Origin of the sequence: Helicobacter valdiviensis, assembly GCF_003245365.1 — a bacterium.
Classification (GTDB): domain Bacteria; phylum Campylobacterota; class Campylobacteria; order Campylobacterales; family Helicobacteraceae; genus Helicobacter_D; species Helicobacter_D valdiviensis.
The window spans coordinates 1-17,142 of record NZ_NBIU01000038.1 but is presented as its reverse complement, the minus strand read 5'-3'; the positions used below and the strand labels follow the sequence as shown (position 1 = coordinate 17,142).

Annotated in this window: 12 protein-coding genes, 2 tRNA genes and 1 pseudogene; 6 read left to right on the top strand and 9 right to left on the bottom strand. The window is 32.4% G+C overall.

The features are described from left to right. Positions 1-530 precede the first annotated feature (530 nt). The 3 genes from B6S12_RS09480 to tgt form a co-directional block, all read right to left on the bottom strand. Positions 531-2,228 (bottom strand): ShlB/FhaC/HecB family hemolysin secretion/activation protein, encoded by a 1,698-nt coding sequence (locus B6S12_RS09480; protein WP_111230548.1) that lies wholly within the window; start codon positions 2,226-2,228, stop codon positions 531-533. A 72-nt stretch (positions 2,229-2,300) separates the two neighbouring features. After that, entirely contained in the window at positions 2,301-4,838 is a 2,538-nt protein-coding gene (locus tag B6S12_RS09475) for a hypothetical protein (protein ID WP_111230547.1), read from the bottom strand. A 650-nt stretch (positions 4,839-5,488) separates the two neighbouring features. After that, positions 5,489-6,619, bottom strand: coding sequence for a tRNA guanosine(34) transglycosylase Tgt (gene tgt / locus B6S12_RS09470; RefSeq protein WP_111230546.1), 1,131 nt, complete (start codon positions 6,617-6,619; stop codon positions 5,489-5,491). Between the two features lie 60 nt (positions 6,620-6,679). Between tgt and B6S12_RS09465 the strand changes: the two genes are divergently transcribed. Next, positions 6,680-8,086: a TrkA C-terminal domain-containing protein gene (locus B6S12_RS09465; protein ID WP_111230545.1), complete on the top strand. Its 1,407-nt coding sequence runs from the start codon at positions 6,680-6,682 to the stop codon at positions 8,084-8,086. A gap of 2 nt (positions 8,087-8,088) precedes the next feature. Here the strand turns inward: B6S12_RS09465 and B6S12_RS09460 are convergent, their stop codons facing one another. The 5 genes from B6S12_RS09460 to B6S12_RS09440 all read right to left on the bottom strand — a co-directional run bounded on the left by B6S12_RS09460 (position 8,089) and on the right by B6S12_RS09440 (position 10,173). After that, complete coding sequence (locus tag B6S12_RS09460) at positions 8,089-8,781, bottom strand: hypothetical protein (protein WP_111230544.1); 693 nt, start codon at positions 8,779-8,781, stop codon at positions 8,089-8,091. 89 nt (positions 8,782-8,870) lie between these two features. Next, a tRNA-Arg gene (locus B6S12_RS09455) sits at positions 8,871-8,947 on the bottom strand. Between the two features lie 12 nt (positions 8,948-8,959). Continuing rightward, positions 8,960-9,037 (bottom strand) — tRNA-Met (locus tag B6S12_RS09450). Between the two features lie 53 nt (positions 9,038-9,090). Next, on the bottom strand, positions 9,091-9,651 hold the full coding sequence (locus B6S12_RS09445; protein WP_111230543.1) for an HP1233 family protein: 561 nt from the start codon (positions 9,649-9,651) through the stop codon (positions 9,091-9,093). A gap of 126 nt (positions 9,652-9,777) precedes the next feature. Continuing rightward, a complete protein-coding gene (locus tag B6S12_RS09440) occupies positions 9,778-10,173 on the bottom strand; it encodes a hypothetical protein (RefSeq protein WP_111230542.1) in 396 nt (131 codons plus the stop codon). A gap of 105 nt (positions 10,174-10,278) precedes the next feature. Here B6S12_RS09440 and B6S12_RS09435 point away from each other — a divergent pair, with 105 nt between their 5' ends. The 5 genes from B6S12_RS09435 to B6S12_RS09415 all read left to right on the top strand — a co-directional run bounded on the left by B6S12_RS09435 (position 10,279) and on the right by B6S12_RS09415 (position 16,721). Continuing rightward, positions 10,279-12,381: an RNA degradosome polyphosphate kinase gene (locus B6S12_RS09435; RefSeq protein WP_111230541.1), complete on the top strand. Its 2,103-nt coding sequence runs from the start codon at positions 10,279-10,281 to the stop codon at positions 12,379-12,381. 77 nt (positions 12,382-12,458) lie between these two features. After that, the gene (locus B6S12_RS09430; protein ID WP_111230540.1) at positions 12,459-13,178 is read left to right on the top strand and encodes a chemotaxis protein; all 720 of its coding nucleotides are present in this window, start codon (positions 12,459-12,461) and stop codon (positions 13,176-13,178) included. Positions 13,179-13,185: 7 nt separating this feature from the next. Beyond that, positions 13,186-14,463, top strand: coding sequence for a peptidase U32 family protein (locus tag B6S12_RS09425; protein ID WP_111230539.1), 1,278 nt, complete (start codon positions 13,186-13,188; stop codon positions 14,461-14,463). Then, the gene (locus tag B6S12_RS09420; protein WP_111230538.1) at positions 14,460-15,908 is read left to right on the top strand and encodes an NAD(P)H-hydrate dehydratase; all 1,449 of its coding nucleotides are present in this window, start codon (positions 14,460-14,462) and stop codon (positions 15,906-15,908) included. The genes B6S12_RS09425 and B6S12_RS09420 overlap by 4 nt, the downstream gene beginning before the upstream one ends. A gap of 24 nt (positions 15,909-15,932) precedes the next feature. Continuing rightward, positions 15,933-16,721 (top strand): thiazole synthase, encoded by a 789-nt coding sequence (locus B6S12_RS09415; RefSeq protein ID WP_111230537.1) that lies wholly within the window; start codon positions 15,933-15,935, stop codon positions 16,719-16,721. A 63-nt stretch (positions 16,722-16,784) separates the two neighbouring features. Here the strand turns inward: B6S12_RS09415 and B6S12_RS09410 are convergent. Continuing rightward, a pseudogene (locus B6S12_RS09410) lies at positions 16,785-17,142 on the bottom strand (hypothetical protein); the annotation flags it as partial.

Sequence of the window (17,142 nt, the reverse complement as noted above, 5' to 3'; positions counted from 1 at the left end):
AATATTCTAAGTAAAACCCGCTTAACTTATGCTTAAAACTATTAAAATTAGTCTTTGGAAGATAAAGCGGGTAAGGAGGCTAAATAATATTTAGTTTAGCTTTTACTTCTTATCTTTTAAAAAGGAATTTTAAGACTTTAAACCCTTTATAATAAAAGGGTTACAAAGTTTAAAAACTTTTCTTTCTTTAATCTTGTTTTTAAAATAAATTCTTCTTGTTTAATGCAAGTGTAAATAATATTAATATTAATAATTTTAGTTTTGTTGTTTTTAGATTGCTTCGCTACGCTTGTAATGACGCTCTTTTATGTCACTGCGAGCAGTGGAACATTGTGTGGCAGTCTAAAGAGCTATCTTAAGGCTTTGGTTACTCTTTTAGATTGCCACGGCGATTACATCGCCTTGCAATGACAAGGGAAAAGTTTTTGTAACATCATTAGGTTGCTTCGCTATGCTCACAATAACAAATAAAGAAAATGCAATGATAAAAAATCTCAATGAAGCCACCTTGATCTATAATACGCATTTTCTTAGAAATAAATCCCTGCTCCTATGTAAGCTCTTGCTCTATTTTGCCCATCCGTTTTAAGCTTAGCAATAGCTCTTGCCAAATCCACTTTTACATAAAATGCATCTGGTTTTAAATAAAGCAATTCTAGACCTGCTGAATCCATAAAATATTCTTGTCTTGCTTTCTCTTCATTCCAAGAATATCCAAGCTCATAAAAAGGAGTGATATAGAAATTTGTAATAGGACTTTGATAACGCAAACCCAAAGTTGCCATCACCATATTATCGCCCTCTCCTTCTCCATTTCTATATGCCCTCATTCCATAAGGTCCACCCAAAGATGCAGATTCACTAGAATCTAGCCAAAATCCTCCCAACACTTTTTGGTAACTCACATTAAAAATATGCGTAAGCTTCTCATGTAAATAATATTGGTTATTCAAATACACATTAAGCTTAGAAAACTTACCTGTTCCCCATGAATCTTTTGTAAGCTCATCATCACCTACTACATCCCCATAATACACCTTTACATTATAGCTTAGATAATTTCTAGGTATCCCACCATAAGTTCCCTCAAACCCTCCATAGCCTATATCGCTATGTTTCATAAAATCAATCCCAAAAGCTTCATAAGAATCCTTTAATTTTCTATGTGTATATCCCGCACTCCAATACAAAGAATTCTCAGAGTTAATAAAAAGCGGATAGGTAAAATCCACTCCAAAATCTGTAGAAGTTCCTACAGCTCCCATCTTTCTATAATTTCCACCTAGCTCATAGTTTCCTTTATTTACTCTTGGAGAAATTTTCAAATTCCCCACAAATGTAGTGTAAGTAGCTCCATAGTTTAGCTGATTTTCATTACTTCTTTGCACCATTGTATTTAAAGAATCACCAAAACCAAAGAGATTATTAAAAGTCGTCGTAGCACCAAATCTAATTTGCCCCGCTCCTTTTGTTCCGTAGTTGTCTGCATAGAGCATTGCACTTGCTTTTTTGCTATCATTTACTTCTATCACCACATTGCTCTCACCAAAATCTTCCCCCGCCTCTAGTGCTCCTACTGCTTCAATACCTGCACTTTGATTGATTTTATAGATAATATCTTCCATATTTTTAGTCGTGATAATTTTTCCCTTTAGTGCTTCACTAAGCTTAGAATTAATAGAAGAATCTCTTAAGTGCGAATAATTTTTAACAACATAATCCCCCAAAGTTCCCACAATAATATTAACTTGTATAGTATCTTTAATAGTTTGTTGTGGAACATAAGCAGTAGCTGATGGATAGCCATTGTATTGAAAATAATAAGAAACAATATTTGTAATGGCTTGTAAAGTTTCTGGAGAGATTTTAGAAATCTTTTGTGCATAAATGGATTCTGCTAGCCATTTCTCTTCAATCCCTAAATCTTTTAGAGTGATTTCCTTGCCATCAATTTTATTGTCAATCTTAAAATTGTATTTATATTTATACTGCTCTTCTTGTCTTAATTGCAAACCTTTTTCATCAAGATTCTCTTTTTCTTGATTTTGTTTAAAAGAATTTTGCTGCTGCCTTAGAGTATTTGTGATATTTTTATTTTGTGGAACATCTCTATAAGGAGAAGTGTTTATCATATCCTCTAACTGCTTTGCCTCTTGCGGGCTTGTTTGTGCAAATGTATAAGAACATAATCCTACAAGACTAAGTGCCAAAAAACTTTTTTTACCCATAAAATAATCCTTATTCATAATTTTTCAAATTTATTTAAATCTTTAAAACTTGCTTTTACTGCTTAAAGAGGCTTATCTAGCCTCTCCATAAATAATTTTGCCATCTTCACTTAGGCTTAAGCTAAGCTTATATTTTGCAAAATTCTCTTTTTTGAAACCTGAAATTTTTCCCACTTCTGCTTTATTAGTGCTTTTATTTATCTCTCCAATATATGCCAAAACCTCTGCTTGATTTAGAGTATTTCCATCCATATCTGCAAATCCCTCTTTGCTTTCTAAAAGCGCTATTTTTCCTTTAGGTTTGCCTGTATTTTTTGACACATAAAGACTAAAATCTGCATTGCGTGAAAGATTGATTGGAAACTCTAAACTTGTTATGAAGCTTTTCTTATCTTTTTTCTTATAAATAAAGCTAAAATGTTCAAAATTATTTACCACTCTAGCTTCTATCTTTGCTTCTGTAATTAGATGATTATCTTCGCTTAATTGTGCTAATGATGGAGAAGGCGATGTAAGTGATACCCCTGTTGGACTTTGCCAAAAAGGAACCCTAATTACACTCCCACTAATTGCATTAATGCTAACATCTTTTTGCAAATCAAATTCTCCACCTATAAAAAGTGTATTTTTATAAGAGAGTGCAAGATTACTTTGTGCATTTGGAATAGCACTTGCAGCTATATAAATTTCATCTCCATCTTTTTGGTTATATTCCCCCAAACTCACATCTACAAGGCTTAAAGTATTCTCATATGCACTCAATCCTGTCCCTGCAATCAAATACAAACCTGATTTTGGGGCATCTGATGCAAATTTCACATTTTTAAAATTGAATGTATTTTTATAAGATTCTACTTCGCCTCTAGCACTATAGATATCCACTTGTGAAGTAGAATAGTAATTACTTACATCCACATAATTATTCTTAGCACTCTCTAAACCATAAAGGAAAATTCCACTTGCCCTATCTTTATTGGTATTTGATTTTTGTGCTTCTACATTATAATATTGAATAATATTATTCTCAACACTCATCGCCTCAATACCGCTCTTAATCGTTTCTCTACTAAAAACATTATTTAAGGTAATTTTATTGTTTTTAGCATTTTGTGCATAGTGATAACTTCCCTCAAAATATTCTTTATCTACCGCAAAAATATAAAGCGGTAATGCACTTTGAGAATCCCTAAAATCTATCACATTAGAATTTGCATCTCCTGCTAATGTTCTAGCACCTACAATAGAAATTTTATCACGAAGCTTTTGTGCTCTATCTTGATTTTGTATCACATCAATATTTGTGAGATTATTTTTAATATTTATACTATTAAAACTCGCTCCATTACTTGCATATGCACCATAAAAGCTAAATCCACTCTCACCAAGATAAGTCTCAGAGAGTGCAAAAGGCTCTCTTAAATCAATATCAATGCTATTGTAGTTTGCACTGCCCTTTGTGCTATATCCTCCATAAAATTCAAAAAGTCCTTGTATCTTAACACCATCTTTTATTTTCTTATAGCTATTTAATGATTTTAGAGAAATTTTATTGTTATCTGCTTTTCCTTGTGCTGTTTTTCCGCCAAAAAACTCTCCAAACAATAACGCATCATAGTATTGTGGAAATTCTTTAGCATCTACCTTCAAATTCAAATCTAACCCATCTATTTCAAGACTATTATTTAAAGCATTATGTGCCTTGCCATCACTCACATCTGCATAACCACCTGCAATGTGTGTTATCACCGATGTAGAATAGCTTCCTAAAGTTCCATGCACTATAAATTCACTTCCTCTAATACCTACTTGATTACCTATAACATCTCCATTATAGGCAATACCTCCTACAATATGCGTCATACGCTCATCATATACCCTATCATCATCTTGATTTACTTTATACACACTAGGATGAAAATCCACTCTTGAATCTTTTTCTAACACAATAGAATTGTTTTTAGAATTTCCAAGAAAAGAAATTCCGCCCACAAGATAAGGAGCACCGTTTAAATCAAGATTATAAGTATTTTCTACTCCCATATTTACATAAGCTTCTTTTTGTAAAACAAGGCTATTATTTGTAGAATTACCTTTTTGTGTAAGTGCTGCAGTGATTAAAAAATTATAATTATCTTCACCTTGAGTTTTCTTAGGTATTTGCACCTCTTTAGCATCGCTTGGAGAAACAAAATACACCGAACTTAATTCCCCTGCTTTTAACATAAGCTTATTATTGCTGACATTTCCGCTCTGGCTCCATGCACTAACTACAAAAGGAACATAAGCAATATCCCTTACCTCTTCATTAGAAGAATAGCCACTATGTGTCCCACGGACAAACATTTTTGCATCTGTATTTGGAGTAATAATTTGAAGCTTTTGCTTTTCGTTTGCTATTTTTGGATTATCATAAATTAATGTAGCACCACTAATAGAAGCATTAGATTTAATACCACAATAATTTTTACCTTCAATTTTTTTATGGGTATTTTTATTATAATCCCAAACATCTTTATTTTCCAGACACTCATAACCAATTTTTGTAACTTGTGCTTCAAGTGCCAAAGCCGTAATAATGCTTAATAGAGAAACTTTACCTATTTTAACCATTAAAAACCCTTTCCTTTTTATTATTATTTATTTTAAAGTATAAATTTTGCTTATTTTTCAATAAATTTACTTAGTTAAATACTTATAGAAAGGATAAATCTCTAAATATTTAAACCTTAAGAAAAAGATATTAAAAAATATAGAAATTTAATTTTATAAAACAATAAATCTCATGATAAGGATTGTAAATAATTGTGTAAATTCCCCATTTTAAGCTACGAACCCAATCTTAAAAAAAATTTTATTGCAAATAAAATCTTTAGAAATTTTTGCTAATCATCTCCTTTTGTAGTAAAATTTTTGGGAATTATACCATAAAACTAAGTCTTAATCCTTATACATAAATTTTTACACAATATACATAATATAATTATGCAAATAATGTTAAATTTACATATTTTTAACTTAATTTTGTAAAAATTACCCAAAAACTTTTTAATCTTTACTCTTAAAAACTTATCCAATTTATGTTCTTATTCTTAAGAAATTTTTTATTGAATTTCAGAACTTTATTGTTTTAATTTATGACAAAAATAATTGCTCAATTTATGTAGCCCCCATAACCATAAGCAACCAAATAACTTATTTTTACAAAAAACACAAAAAAATCCTTGAAAATAGCCTAAAAAGCTACAAAAATTTTTATAAATTTAATTATAAATCTCACAAATTTCTTGATAAAGTCTTCTAAATTCTCCTTTTAAAATCGCTTCTCTAGCATCTCTTACAAGTTTTAAATAAAAGGCAAGATTATGGATACTAGAAAGCCTAAAATAACTCATTTCTCCTGCCCTAAAAAGATGATGCAAATAAGCACGAGAAAAATTTTGACAAGTATAGCAAGAACATTTACTATCTAATGGATTATCATCTAATTTAAAACGGCTAGATTTAATAGAAAGCTTGCCAAAATGTGTAAAAATCGTCCCATTGCGTGCATTTCTTGTAGGCATAACACAATCAAACATATCTACGCCCCTATAAATTGCTTCTATAATATCGCGTGGAGTTCCCACTCCCATTAAATAGCGTGGTTTATTTTTGGGTAAAAGTGGCACTGTAAAGCTTAGCGTCTCATACATAAGCTCATTTGGCTCTCCTACTGCAAGCCCACCAATAGCATATCCATCAAATTCCCCCATAGATGTGAGATCTCTAGCACTCATCTCTCTAAATTCCCTATCTGTGCCACCTTGATTAATTGCAAAAATATTATTACTTAGCTCTCTGCCCTCATTTTTAAATTGTTCTTTTTTAAAAGTGTGGTATTCTATGGCTTCTTTAGCCCACAAACTTGTGCGATTTATGGATTCTTTAATCCTTTCTTTGCTTGCGGGTAATCCCACTAAATCATCTAAAATCATCATAATATCGCTATTTAAATTATATTCAATATCTAAAACTTTCTTGGGGGTAAAAAAATGCTTACTCCCATCAATATGACTTTTAAAAACAATTCCTTCTTCTTGAACTTTTACATTTCCTCCCAAACTAAAAGCTTGGAAACCTCCACTATCTGTAAGAAAATTTCTAGGAAATTTACTAAAATTATGCAACCCTCCTAATTTTGCTACCACTTCATCACTAGGACGCAAATACAAATGGTAAGTGTTTGCTAAGACAATAGGACAATCAAGCTCCAAAAGATCTTTAAAATCTAGTGCTTTTACACTTGCTTGTGTGCCAACTGGCATAAAAATAGGTGTCAAAACCTCACCATGAGCTAGTTTAATACTTCCTGCTCTTGCTTCTCCATCAATTTTTTGCAGATTAAATTCCATTTTCAACCTTTTTTTGTTACATTTTCAAGATTTTTACAATATACATAAGGCCAATACATCATGAGAAAAATCCTCTTAATTTTAGACGGAATTGTAGCAAAAGATTTTTTAACAACACTCACACAAAAGCATATTGACAAAAATTACTATATTTTCGTCTCTCTAAATCCAGAATTATTGCCCCAAAATTTAAGCGAAGGTAATGAGATTTATAATTTTGATCCATGCTCCCCTAAAAAACTAAGGCAAATTTTAGAACCACAAATTACAGATTGCTACATCATCACAGATCAAGTTGAAGAGCGGGAGCTTATCTATAAAACCATAAGAGATTATAATAAAAATATTCAAATCACACTGCTTGGAGAGCTAGAACTCAATGAAGATGACAAACAGCTCACACAAATCAACGAAGAACAAATCTTAGCCGCAAAACTCTTTGAGAGATTCCCCAATGTTCCACGCACAGCAAAATACATAGGACTAGGCGAAGGTGAAATTATGCAAATCAATGTCCCTTTTGGAAGTCCCTATGCTTATAGAACCGTGGGAGTTATCAAACAAAAAAAATGGAAAATTGTAGCCATCTATCGCAATAAAGAGCTTATCTTACCAAAATTCTCCACTGTAATCTTTCCTAATGATTCTTTATTGCTCATAGGAGAGCCAAAAACTCTATGGGATATTTATCACAGAATCAAAGAAGAAATTGGGCAATTTCCAACCCCTTTTGGACGCGATGTAATTTTATACTTTGATCTTTTAAACTCCCATTCTTTAGAATTTTATTTAGAGCAAACACTGCTTTTATTTAACCATTTTAAAAACAAACGCTTACATTTTTGCTTTTTTAACCCAAATACTCCTGATATTATTAACACACTCAATAATAACCCCATTTTACAGCAAGAAAATATCACTTATCATATAGAATTTTATGAAACTTCTTTAAAAAATATTCTTGCCAAAGATATTCAAAATAAAAATATCGGATTAATTTTAAGCGAATCTTTTGTGTTTGAAAAATACAAAAATATTCTTTTTGATTGTGGGATACCCCTTTTTAAATTTGGTAGCACTCCACTAGAGCAAATCACCCATAGTGCGGTAGTGATTCCAAAAATCACAGAAGAAGCTGAAAAAATCTCCTCTGTTGTTTTTGATTTTTCCACACAACTTGGTTTAAAAATAAGGCTTTATGATTTTGATCCTGATGAAAACTACCATAAACTAGCCATAGAATACTACAAACACATAGAAAAAATTTTTGAAAAAAAGATTGAAATTATCCAATCTAATTCACTAAACCCTATCCTTTGGCTCAATCAGCAAAAAGACACTTTACAAATTCTACCTCTTAAAAAAGAAAGAATTAAAAAATCTCTATGGCTTAATCTCACCGATATTGAAAATCTAAGCTCACATCTTAGTAATCTTCCACAGCTTTTTATCCCTCTATCTGTTTAATTTTACAACTTAAAAACCTCTTTGGGATCAAAAAGGGAAGTGGGTTTTAACTTCCCTCTTTTAATTTTAATCCAATCTATAATAATCCCCACAATCATAGCAACAAGAAATAATACTCCAAAATTACCAAAAATAAACATTAAAGGATGTATCATAAAAAATAACATTTCAAAAGCATTATCAATAAAATGATTACTACGCCTCCCTATTGCAATTAATTCCCCCATAATAAATAAACTATTATAAAAAACATATATCAAAAAGGCACCCACAAAAGCAAGCCATAATCGCAAATTAATTTTATGAGTAGTAATGAGATAATACCTAAGATGCTTAGCACTTTTGACCTCACTAGAATAAGGGTGCAACTTTAACTTTACAATTTTACAAGTAAGTTTGCCAAAAACCCATAAAACACACAAAAAACCAATCACCATCATATAAAGTAAATAAAATTGTGCCAAATCTCCTGCATAACTCTTCTGTGCTATTAAACGCACCACGGGTAAAAATTCAAACAACTTTACAAATTCTTCTAATGCAGGATAAATTTCTAAAAGATTAGGAGGTAAAAATATAATACTAAGACAACAAACTCCATAAATTACACAAGGAACAACAATATCACGCGTTTTAAATTCTATATTTTTTAGTTTAAGACGCAAAAAAGCCCTAAAAGTGCTAAATTTTCTCATAAAATTCCCTAATGTAAGAAAATAATAGGCAATTATAACAAAAACTCTAAATAAAACTAAAAGTTGAAGTTTGATTTTAAGTAGATAAGTGGTACGCCCAAGAGGATTCGAACCTCTGACCTACGGCTTAGAAGGCCGTTGCTCTATCCAGCTGAGCTATGAGCGCATATGAAGATTTTGGTACCAAAGGGGGGACTCGAACCCCCGACCTCCGGCTTATGAGACCAGCGCTCTAAACCAGCTGAGCTACCTTGGCGCACCAAAAAAGAACGCAATTATACTCTTTTTATTTTAAAGTTTTATTAAAAACTAACTTATCGTATCAATTTGTGTATTTCCTATATGGATAGCATGAGAGAATTCTCGCAACAATCTTTGCGTTTTTGCCTCTCCTGTATGTCTTAAAATATCATTATAATTACTAGAAAGATTTTTATTATAAGCTTTTGTATAAATTCCTTGCAAATTATTTAAATTATCCTGAAATTCTAGGGCAATATCCCCCCACCCTTCTTGTGAAATACCTAACAGTCCTTCTGTTTTCTTCTCCAGCTCTTTTTCTTTAGCCTCTACCCTCTCCACACTTGCACTTAAATTTCCAGCACGCGTTAGAGTTTGTGCCACAGCAATCTTTTCATTAGGAGACATACTAGCAGTAACCCGCTCAAATGCTCTATACTGCTCATCACTCATAAGCTCTAAACTTAACATTCCATAAGTTACTCGCTCTTGTTTTAAATCTTCTTGAGCTTGCTCTTTAATTTCCTCTTTCTTTTTAAGGGGGCTTACAGATTGCACTTCTTTATGATCCCCCAAAAGTCTATTGGCTTCATTAATAACACTATTAATTCCACTATCTCTAACTAGCATTACTTACCTTTTACACTTAAAAACTTTAACTTAAAAGCTAAAAGCAAAAAGGATTCCAACTCCCCAATGGAGTTTTCTAGTCTAAAAACTTTTCTGCAACAAATAAACCTTATCTACCTTAAAACTTTAACGCCTATCTAATCCCTTAACCAAAGCCTTTTCTATCAATTTTTCTCGCGCTGGATTTATTTTTTTAAAATATCTTTCTACTTCTAAAACTAATTTGGCATTCACGGCTTTATGAGAACTTAATCCCACTACAAACTCCACATCAAAATCACTGTATTCTTCTAAATATTCTAAATAATAGCTTTTAGCAATTTCTGAATATTCTTGCAACTTTTGTAAATCATTTTCCTTAGTATTTAAAAATTCCAAAAGTTCTTTAGCACTTAGTCTTGCTTTTATAGATACCTCTTTGGCTTCTTTGCCTCTAAATGTAAAAAAGACAAAAACAAGCCCAATAAACAACAAACCAATCACCAAAAACACAAGCACTAAAATCCAATCTTCTTTTGGCATTTTTTACCTCACACTTTTCTTTAAATTCTTTTTATGAAAATATAGCTTAGTTTTAAGACTTTTGCTATAATCTAAGTAAAATTTTAAATTAATATGGGGGTCATTATGCAAAAATTCAACAAACCAAGTAATTTTATAAACAGAGAGCTTTCATGGTTGCGTTTTAACACAAGAGTTTTAAGCGAAGCGCAAAACGAAAATAATCCGCTTTTAGAAAGATTAAAATTTATTGCAATTTATGGGACAAATTTAGATGAATTTTATATGGTAAGAGTTGCAGGACTTAAACGCCTCTATGCTGGAGGTATCACAGAAAGTGGTGCAGATAGACTAACTCCAAAAGAACAATTAGAAGAAATTAGAAGCTATTTAAAAGCTGAAAAAACAAAGCTAGAAGAATGCTATTTAAACATCAAAGAAGAATTAAAAAAAGTAGGACTTTTTATCAAAACCTATGAAGAAACTACTAAAGAACAAAAAAAGGAATTACAAAACTATTTTTTAAACCATCTTTATCCCATCGTTGTCCCCATCGCAGTAGATGCAACACATCCTTTCCCACATCTTAACAATCTAAGCTATGTTTTAGCCTTAAAACTCCAAAGTCTTGATAATCCCAATGAAATCAAATTTGGAATGACAAGAATTTCAAGAATGCTACCAGGATTTGTAAAATTAGGAGGAGATACTTATGTGCAAACAGATAGCATTGTAGCTGAATTTACCCATGAGCTTTTCCCTGGTTTTAAGGTATTGAGTTGGAGTGCATTTAGGGTTACAAGAAATGCAGATATGGAAATTGAAGAAGAAGAAGCTGATGATTTTATGGCTTTAATGACAGAGGGGTTAAAATCAAGAAGAAAAGGAGAAATTATTCGCCTTGAAATCGGAAAAACTGATGATTTAGAGCTTAAAAAATTCATTACCCAATATATCAAAGTAACCCCTGAAGATATCTATGAATGCCTAGCACCTATGAATTCTAGTATTTTGTGGGAGGTAGTAAGTTCTAAAAGTTTTGCAAAATATACTTTTGCTAACTACACTTCTAAAATCCTCCCTCCTCTAGATTTAGATGCAAATATTTTTTCTATTTTAGATACCCAAGATATTCTTACTTTCCAGCCCTATGAAAGCTTTGATCCTGTGGTAAATTTTATCCAAAGTGCTGCAAAAGATCCCGATGTCTTTTCTATCCGTATGACACTTTATCGTGTAGGCAAAAATTCTCCTATTGTTAAATCTCTCATTGAGGCTGCTGAAAATGGCAAACAAGTTACTGCACTCGTAGAGCTAAAAGCTAGATTTGATGAGGAAAACAACTTGCATTGGGCAAGAGCTTTAGAATCTGCTGGAGCACATGTAATTTATGGAGTTCCTGGACTTAAGGTGCATGCTAAAATTGCACTTGTTATTAAAAATATCGGCAAAGAATTAAAAGAATATGTGCATTTAAGCACAGGAAATTACAATCCAAGCACCGCAAAAATCTACACCGATATTAGCTATATGACTTCAAAGCGTGAATTCACACAAGATGCAACGCGTTTTTTCCATAATCTTTCTGGTTTTTCTCATAAGTCTAAACTAGACACCCTTCTTGCAGCACCTTTACAAATTAAGCCCAAAATCCTAGAACTCATTGAGGGCGAAACCAAAAGAGGCAGTGAGGGAAGAATTATCTTAAAAGCAAATTCTATTGTAGATACTGATGTGATTTTAGCGCTTTATAAAGCTTCTAGTGCTGGAGTAAAAATTGATTTAATTATAAGAGGAATTTGCTGTCTTAGACCTAATATTAAAGGGATTAGCGACAATATCCGTGTAATTTCCATTGTAGGAAAATATTTAGAGCATGCAAGAATTTACTATTTTAAACATGCAAAACCACAAATCTATTTTGCGAGTGCTGATTTAATGCCAAGAAATTTAGAGCGACGCGTAGAGCTTATGACGCCTATATTTGATGAAAATCTTGCCGATAAACTTTTTGGAATTATTAGTTTGCAAAGCCAAGACAACACAAAAGCACACGAGCTCTTGGAAAATGGAGAATATCAAAAACTTACCCCAAAAGATAAAGAAGCTACCATTAATAGCCAAAAAATTTTAGAAGATCACACAAATACAACCTACTCTTCACTAAAGCAAGAAGAAGCGGAAGTAAAAGCCAAAAAGTTAGCAAGAAGGATGTTTAAAGAAAGTTAATTTAGCTAAAAAATAAGCAAAAACAAATCTAATTTATATTAAAATGCCTTGATGATTTCTATTTCAAGGCTAAACCCATGACACAAGAAGAATTAGACGCTTTATTAAATAGCGATATATCCGAGGTTACAGAAGATGTAGCTACTGATACTACAGCTTCCAAAGAAGTCCAAGAAGAACAAGAAACTAAAATAACAGAAGATGGAATTAGCACAGATACTTGTGTAACCGCTAAAGACTATAAAATTGATCAAGAAGTAAGTTGGCCTCCACCACCCCCTACAAGCGAACATAAAGTCGTCCATCAATTAGACGATGTTACACGCGATTCAGAAGTAAAGGCAACAGAAACTTTTGACAAGCTAGAAGCTATTAATAACGCTGGAATGGATATTGAAGAAGCAATTCACAATCTAGAAAATTTTATTTCCTCTCAAGAGGATTTACTCAATAAACTTTTAGAAAAATTTCCAAATTTCCATACTTTTTCTCAAAAACTTGAAGAAGCAAAAGCTGCTAGAGAATCTCTTTTGCAAATCACACAAGCAACCGAAACAATTAGCAATGCCTCTTTAGAAGCTATGGATATTATGCAATACCAAGATATTCACAGACAAAAAATTGAACGCGTTATTAATGTAATGCGCGCTCTCTCTCGCTATATGAGTTCTCTTTTTGAAGGAAAAATTGATGATTCTAAACGCGTAAGTTCTGCTGTGCATATCCAAGGAGATAACACAGAAAATGTTGTCAATGAAGATGATATTGAAGCACTCATTGCAAATTTTGTAAAATAAGGATACTATGGAAAACAAAATTCAAATCCCTGAACTTCTCTCCCCTGCTGGGAATCTCAAAAAATTAAAAATTGCATTAAACTATGGAGCCGATGCTGTTTATGGAGGAGTTAGCCACTTTTCTTTACGCAACCGCTCTGGAAAAGAATTTGATATGGATAGTTTTAAAGAAGGCATTGATTACACGCACCAAATGGGTAAAAAAATCTATGTAACCATCAATGGCTTTCCTTTTAACTCACAGTTGAAACTACTTGAAGCTCATATTGAAAAAATGGCTTCTTTAAACCCTGATGGTTTTATCATAGCAGCACCTGGGGTTATCAAACTTGCTAAAAAAATCGCCCCCCATATCCCTATACACCTTTCCACACAAGCCAATGTGCTTAATGTGCTAGATGCGGAAGTCTTTTATGAAATGGGCGTTAAAAGAATTGTAGCTGCAAGAGAACTTAGCTTAAAAGATGCCATTGAGATTAAAAAAGCACTTCCCAATTTAGAGTTAGAGATTTTTATCCATGGAAGTATGTGTTTTGCTTTTTCTGGGCGTTGTCTTATCTCTGCTTTGCAAAGCGGAAGAGTTCCTAATCGTGGAAGTTGTGCGAATGATTGCAGATTTGATTATGAATACTATGTAAGAAACCCTGATAATGGTGTAATGATGCGACTTGTAGAAGAAGAAGGTATAGGAACACATATTTTTAATTCTAAAGATTTAAAACTTATAGAACATATTCCTATGATTTTAGAAAGTGGCGTGATTAGTTCCCTAAAAATTGAAGGAAGAACAAAATCTAGCTATTATGCAGGAATTACTGCTTATGCTTACAGAATGGCTTTAGATGATTTTTACAAAAACCAATTCCAAGAAGAAAAATATGAAAAAGAGCTAGAAACACTTAAGAATAGAGGTTTTAGCGATGGATATTTAATCCGTCGCCCCTATGAGAAACTAAACACACAAAACCATTTTACTGCCATTAGCGAGGGAAGCTACCAAGTAAATGCAGAAGTTAGTGAAGATGGAAAATTTGCACTTTGTCGCCATACCATTCGCCCAAATGAAGCTAAAGAAATTATTGCACCTCTAGGAAGCGAAATCAAAGAAGGCAAAAATGAAATAGGAGAAATTTTTACACAAAATGGCAAAAAATTTATGCGTTTTTTTAAGATTTTAACAGAAAATGGCAAAGAGCTACAATCCATTCACAGTGGTAATGAAAATCGCCTCATTCTCCCTTTAGCTCTACCACCTTTTAGCTTTTTGCGACAAAAAATTGCATGAAAAATCTCTATTTTGACACAAGAGAATTAGATTTAAGGGCTACACAAAATTTTTCACTCCCTCCTATGCTACTCATGGAAAATGCAGCAAGAGGAATGGAAGTTTTTTTAAAAAAATATTTCAAAAGGGGACAAAAAGTCCTCATTGTATGTGGAAGTGGTGATAATGGAGCTGATGGCTTAGCACTTGCTAGAATGCTATGCTCCTCTTTTAAGATTTTTTTATATCTACCTCTTTCCTTAAAAAGCGAACTTGCAAAACTCCAAATGGAGCGACTTTCAAACCTAAAAGAGCATTTTACTCTTTTAGAAAAATGCGAAAATCTTTCACATCAAGATTATGATATTGTGCTTGATTGCCTTTTTGGCGTAGGTTTAAAGGGTGATTTAAATAAAGAATTACTAAACTTATTAAAAGTTTTAAACAACCTTAAAGCTATAAAAATTTCTTGCGATGTTCCAAGTGGAATAAAATCTTGTGGAACACCCCAAAATCTAGATGGCAAACCTCTTGCATTTTTAGCAGATTACACGCTTTGCATGGGAGCTTTCAAGCTCTCACTTTTTAGCGATTTAGCTAAAGATTTTGTAGGCAAAATAAAATGCCTCTCCTTAGGCATTCCAAGAAAAATTTATGAAACACACTCTTCCTTTAAACTCTTAGAAAAAAAGGATTTTAAACCACCAATAAGAACTAAAAATCTTTGCAACAAAGGAAGCTTTGGACATTTGGCAACTTTCGTGGGAGAAAATTCTAATGCTCCCATTCTTGCAACTAGTGCAGCTTTTAAAATAGGTTCTGGGCTTTGCACTCTTATTCACAAAACACCGCTTCAGTTTCCTTTAGAACTTATGCAAAATCAAAATTTACCCAAAAATACAACCGCAATGCTAATAGGAATGGGACTTGGCAAGGAAGAAAACTCTAAAAATATACAAGATACACTTAAAATTTTAAAAGCTAATTTGCATTTGCCTGTTGTTTTAGATGCAGATATTTTCTATCATAAAGATTTTAAGGAAATTTTACAAAATGCAAAATACCCTATCCTAACCCCTCATATCAAAGAGTTTTCACATCTATTAACACTTATTAATATCCAAACAAATCTACAAGAAATTCTAGAAAATAAAATCCATTTTGCACAAACTTTCCTCCAAAACTTCCCACATTGCATTCTTGTTCTAAAGGGTGCTAACACCCTAATTGTTACAAAAGAAAATATTTTCATCAATCCTCTTGGTAACAATTCCCTAGCAAAAGGAGGAAGTGGAGATGTTTTAGCAGGACTTATTTCTGGACTTTTAGCACAAGGCTACAGCCCCATAAATGCAAGCATTCAAGGTGTTTTAGCACATGCTTTAAGTGCCAAAAATTTTACAAAAAAGTATGCAAATTTCTCCCTTACTCCTCTTGATTTAATTTCTCAAATCCGCTATCTTTAAATTTTTAATTCTAAGGATTACAAAATGTTAGAAAATGATTTATTAAAAATAGGAAATAAAAGCTTTCAAAGTCGCCTAATTGTAGGTAGTGGAAAATACAAAGATTTCAAAACAACTCTTGAAGCTACATTAGCAGCTAAGGCAGAAATTATCACTGTGGCTATAAGAAGAGTAAATATTACAAATAAAAATGAAGAAAATTTACTAGATTATTTTAAGGATACAAATATACAATTTTTACCCAACTCTGCTGGTTGTGTTAATGCAAAAGAAGCTATTACACTTTTTAAACTCACTAAAGAAGCTACTGGAATTGATTTTATCAAATTAGAAATTATTGGAGATACACAAAAAACACTCTATCCTGATGTCTTAGAAACCCTAAAAGCTTGTGAAGAACTTGCAAAAGACGGCTTTAGCGTTCTTGCTTATAGCAATGATGATCCCATTATGGCAAAACATTTAGAAAATGCAGGAGCTAGTGCCATTATGCCACTTGCAGCACCTATTGGTAGCGGACTTGGCATCCAAAACCGCTACAATATTGCCTTTATCAAAAATGCTGTAAAAATACCTGTAATTGTAGATGCTGGGGTGGGTTGTGCTTCAGATGCAGCCATTGCTATGGAGCTTGGTGCGGATGCAGTTTTAACAAACACTGCAATCGCACAAGCCAAAAATCCAATTTTAATGGCAGAAGCTATGAGAAATGCTGTGATTGCTGGAAGAGCAAGCTTCTTAGCAGGAAGGATTCCTAAAAAGCCTTATGCTACTGCAAGCTCTCCAACAGAAGGACTTTTAGAGTTTCAATAACTCTCTTTGTCTATTCAACTACAATTTACAAATATTCAAAATTCTTTAAAGATTCATTATCTTTTAGTTTAAATTTGCTTTTTCTAGCATTTTATTGTCCCAACTTTCTGGTAAATCTTTTATATTTGGATAATAAGGGCGTAAAAGTTCTATATAAACTTCTTCTTGATAAGAAAGTTCAAAATAATACTTTCCTAAAGCAGAAGGAACAAGCTTTTTACTCCCATGATAACCTCCATCAGAATAAACAAAATTAGGGCTATCAAAAGGACTTTTAGAGTTATCAAAACCCATAACTTTAGGAGGTTGTCCAATTTTATATTCATACTGATAAGCTTTTACTCCTATTTCATCATAGGCAAAATAATCATCTATGCTAAATTTAAAAATGCCATTATTACCAAAACTATAATCATAATAA

What these genes read in the sequence shown, in the direction of transcription:
- B6S12_RS09480 (WP_111230548.1), bottom strand. Translation starts at nt 2,228, where the DNA reads ATGGGTAAAAAAAGTTTTTTGGCACTTAGTCTTGTAGGATTATGTTCT.
- B6S12_RS09475 (WP_111230547.1), bottom strand. Translation starts at nt 4,838, where the DNA reads ATGGTTAAAATAGGTAAAGTTTCTCTATTAAGCATTATTACGGCTTTG.
- tgt (WP_111230546.1), bottom strand. Translation starts at nt 6,619, where the DNA reads ATGGAATTTAATCTGCAAAAAATTGATGGAGAAGCAAGAGCAGGAAGT.
- B6S12_RS09465 (WP_111230545.1), top strand. Translation starts at nt 6,680, where the DNA reads ATGAGAAAAATCCTCTTAATTTTAGACGGAATTGTAGCAAAAGATTTT.
- B6S12_RS09460 (WP_111230544.1), bottom strand. Translation starts at nt 8,781, where the DNA reads ATGAGAAAATTTAGCACTTTTAGGGCTTTTTTGCGTCTTAAACTAAAA.
- B6S12_RS09445 (WP_111230543.1), bottom strand. Translation starts at nt 9,651, where the DNA reads ATGCTAGTTAGAGATAGTGGAATTAATAGTGTTATTAATGAAGCCAAT.
- B6S12_RS09440 (WP_111230542.1), bottom strand. Translation starts at nt 10,173, where the DNA reads ATGCCAAAAGAAGATTGGATTTTAGTGCTTGTGTTTTTGGTGATTGGT.
- B6S12_RS09435 (WP_111230541.1), top strand. Translation starts at nt 10,279, where the DNA reads ATGCAAAAATTCAACAAACCAAGTAATTTTATAAACAGAGAGCTTTCA.
- B6S12_RS09430 (WP_111230540.1), top strand. Translation starts at nt 12,459, where the DNA reads ATGACACAAGAAGAATTAGACGCTTTATTAAATAGCGATATATCCGAG.
- B6S12_RS09425 (WP_111230539.1), top strand. Translation starts at nt 13,186, where the DNA reads ATGGAAAACAAAATTCAAATCCCTGAACTTCTCTCCCCTGCTGGGAAT.
- B6S12_RS09420 (WP_111230538.1), top strand. Translation starts at nt 14,460, where the DNA reads ATGAAAAATCTCTATTTTGACACAAGAGAATTAGATTTAAGGGCTACA.
- B6S12_RS09415 (WP_111230537.1), top strand. Translation starts at nt 15,933, where the DNA reads ATGTTAGAAAATGATTTATTAAAAATAGGAAATAAAAGCTTTCAAAGT.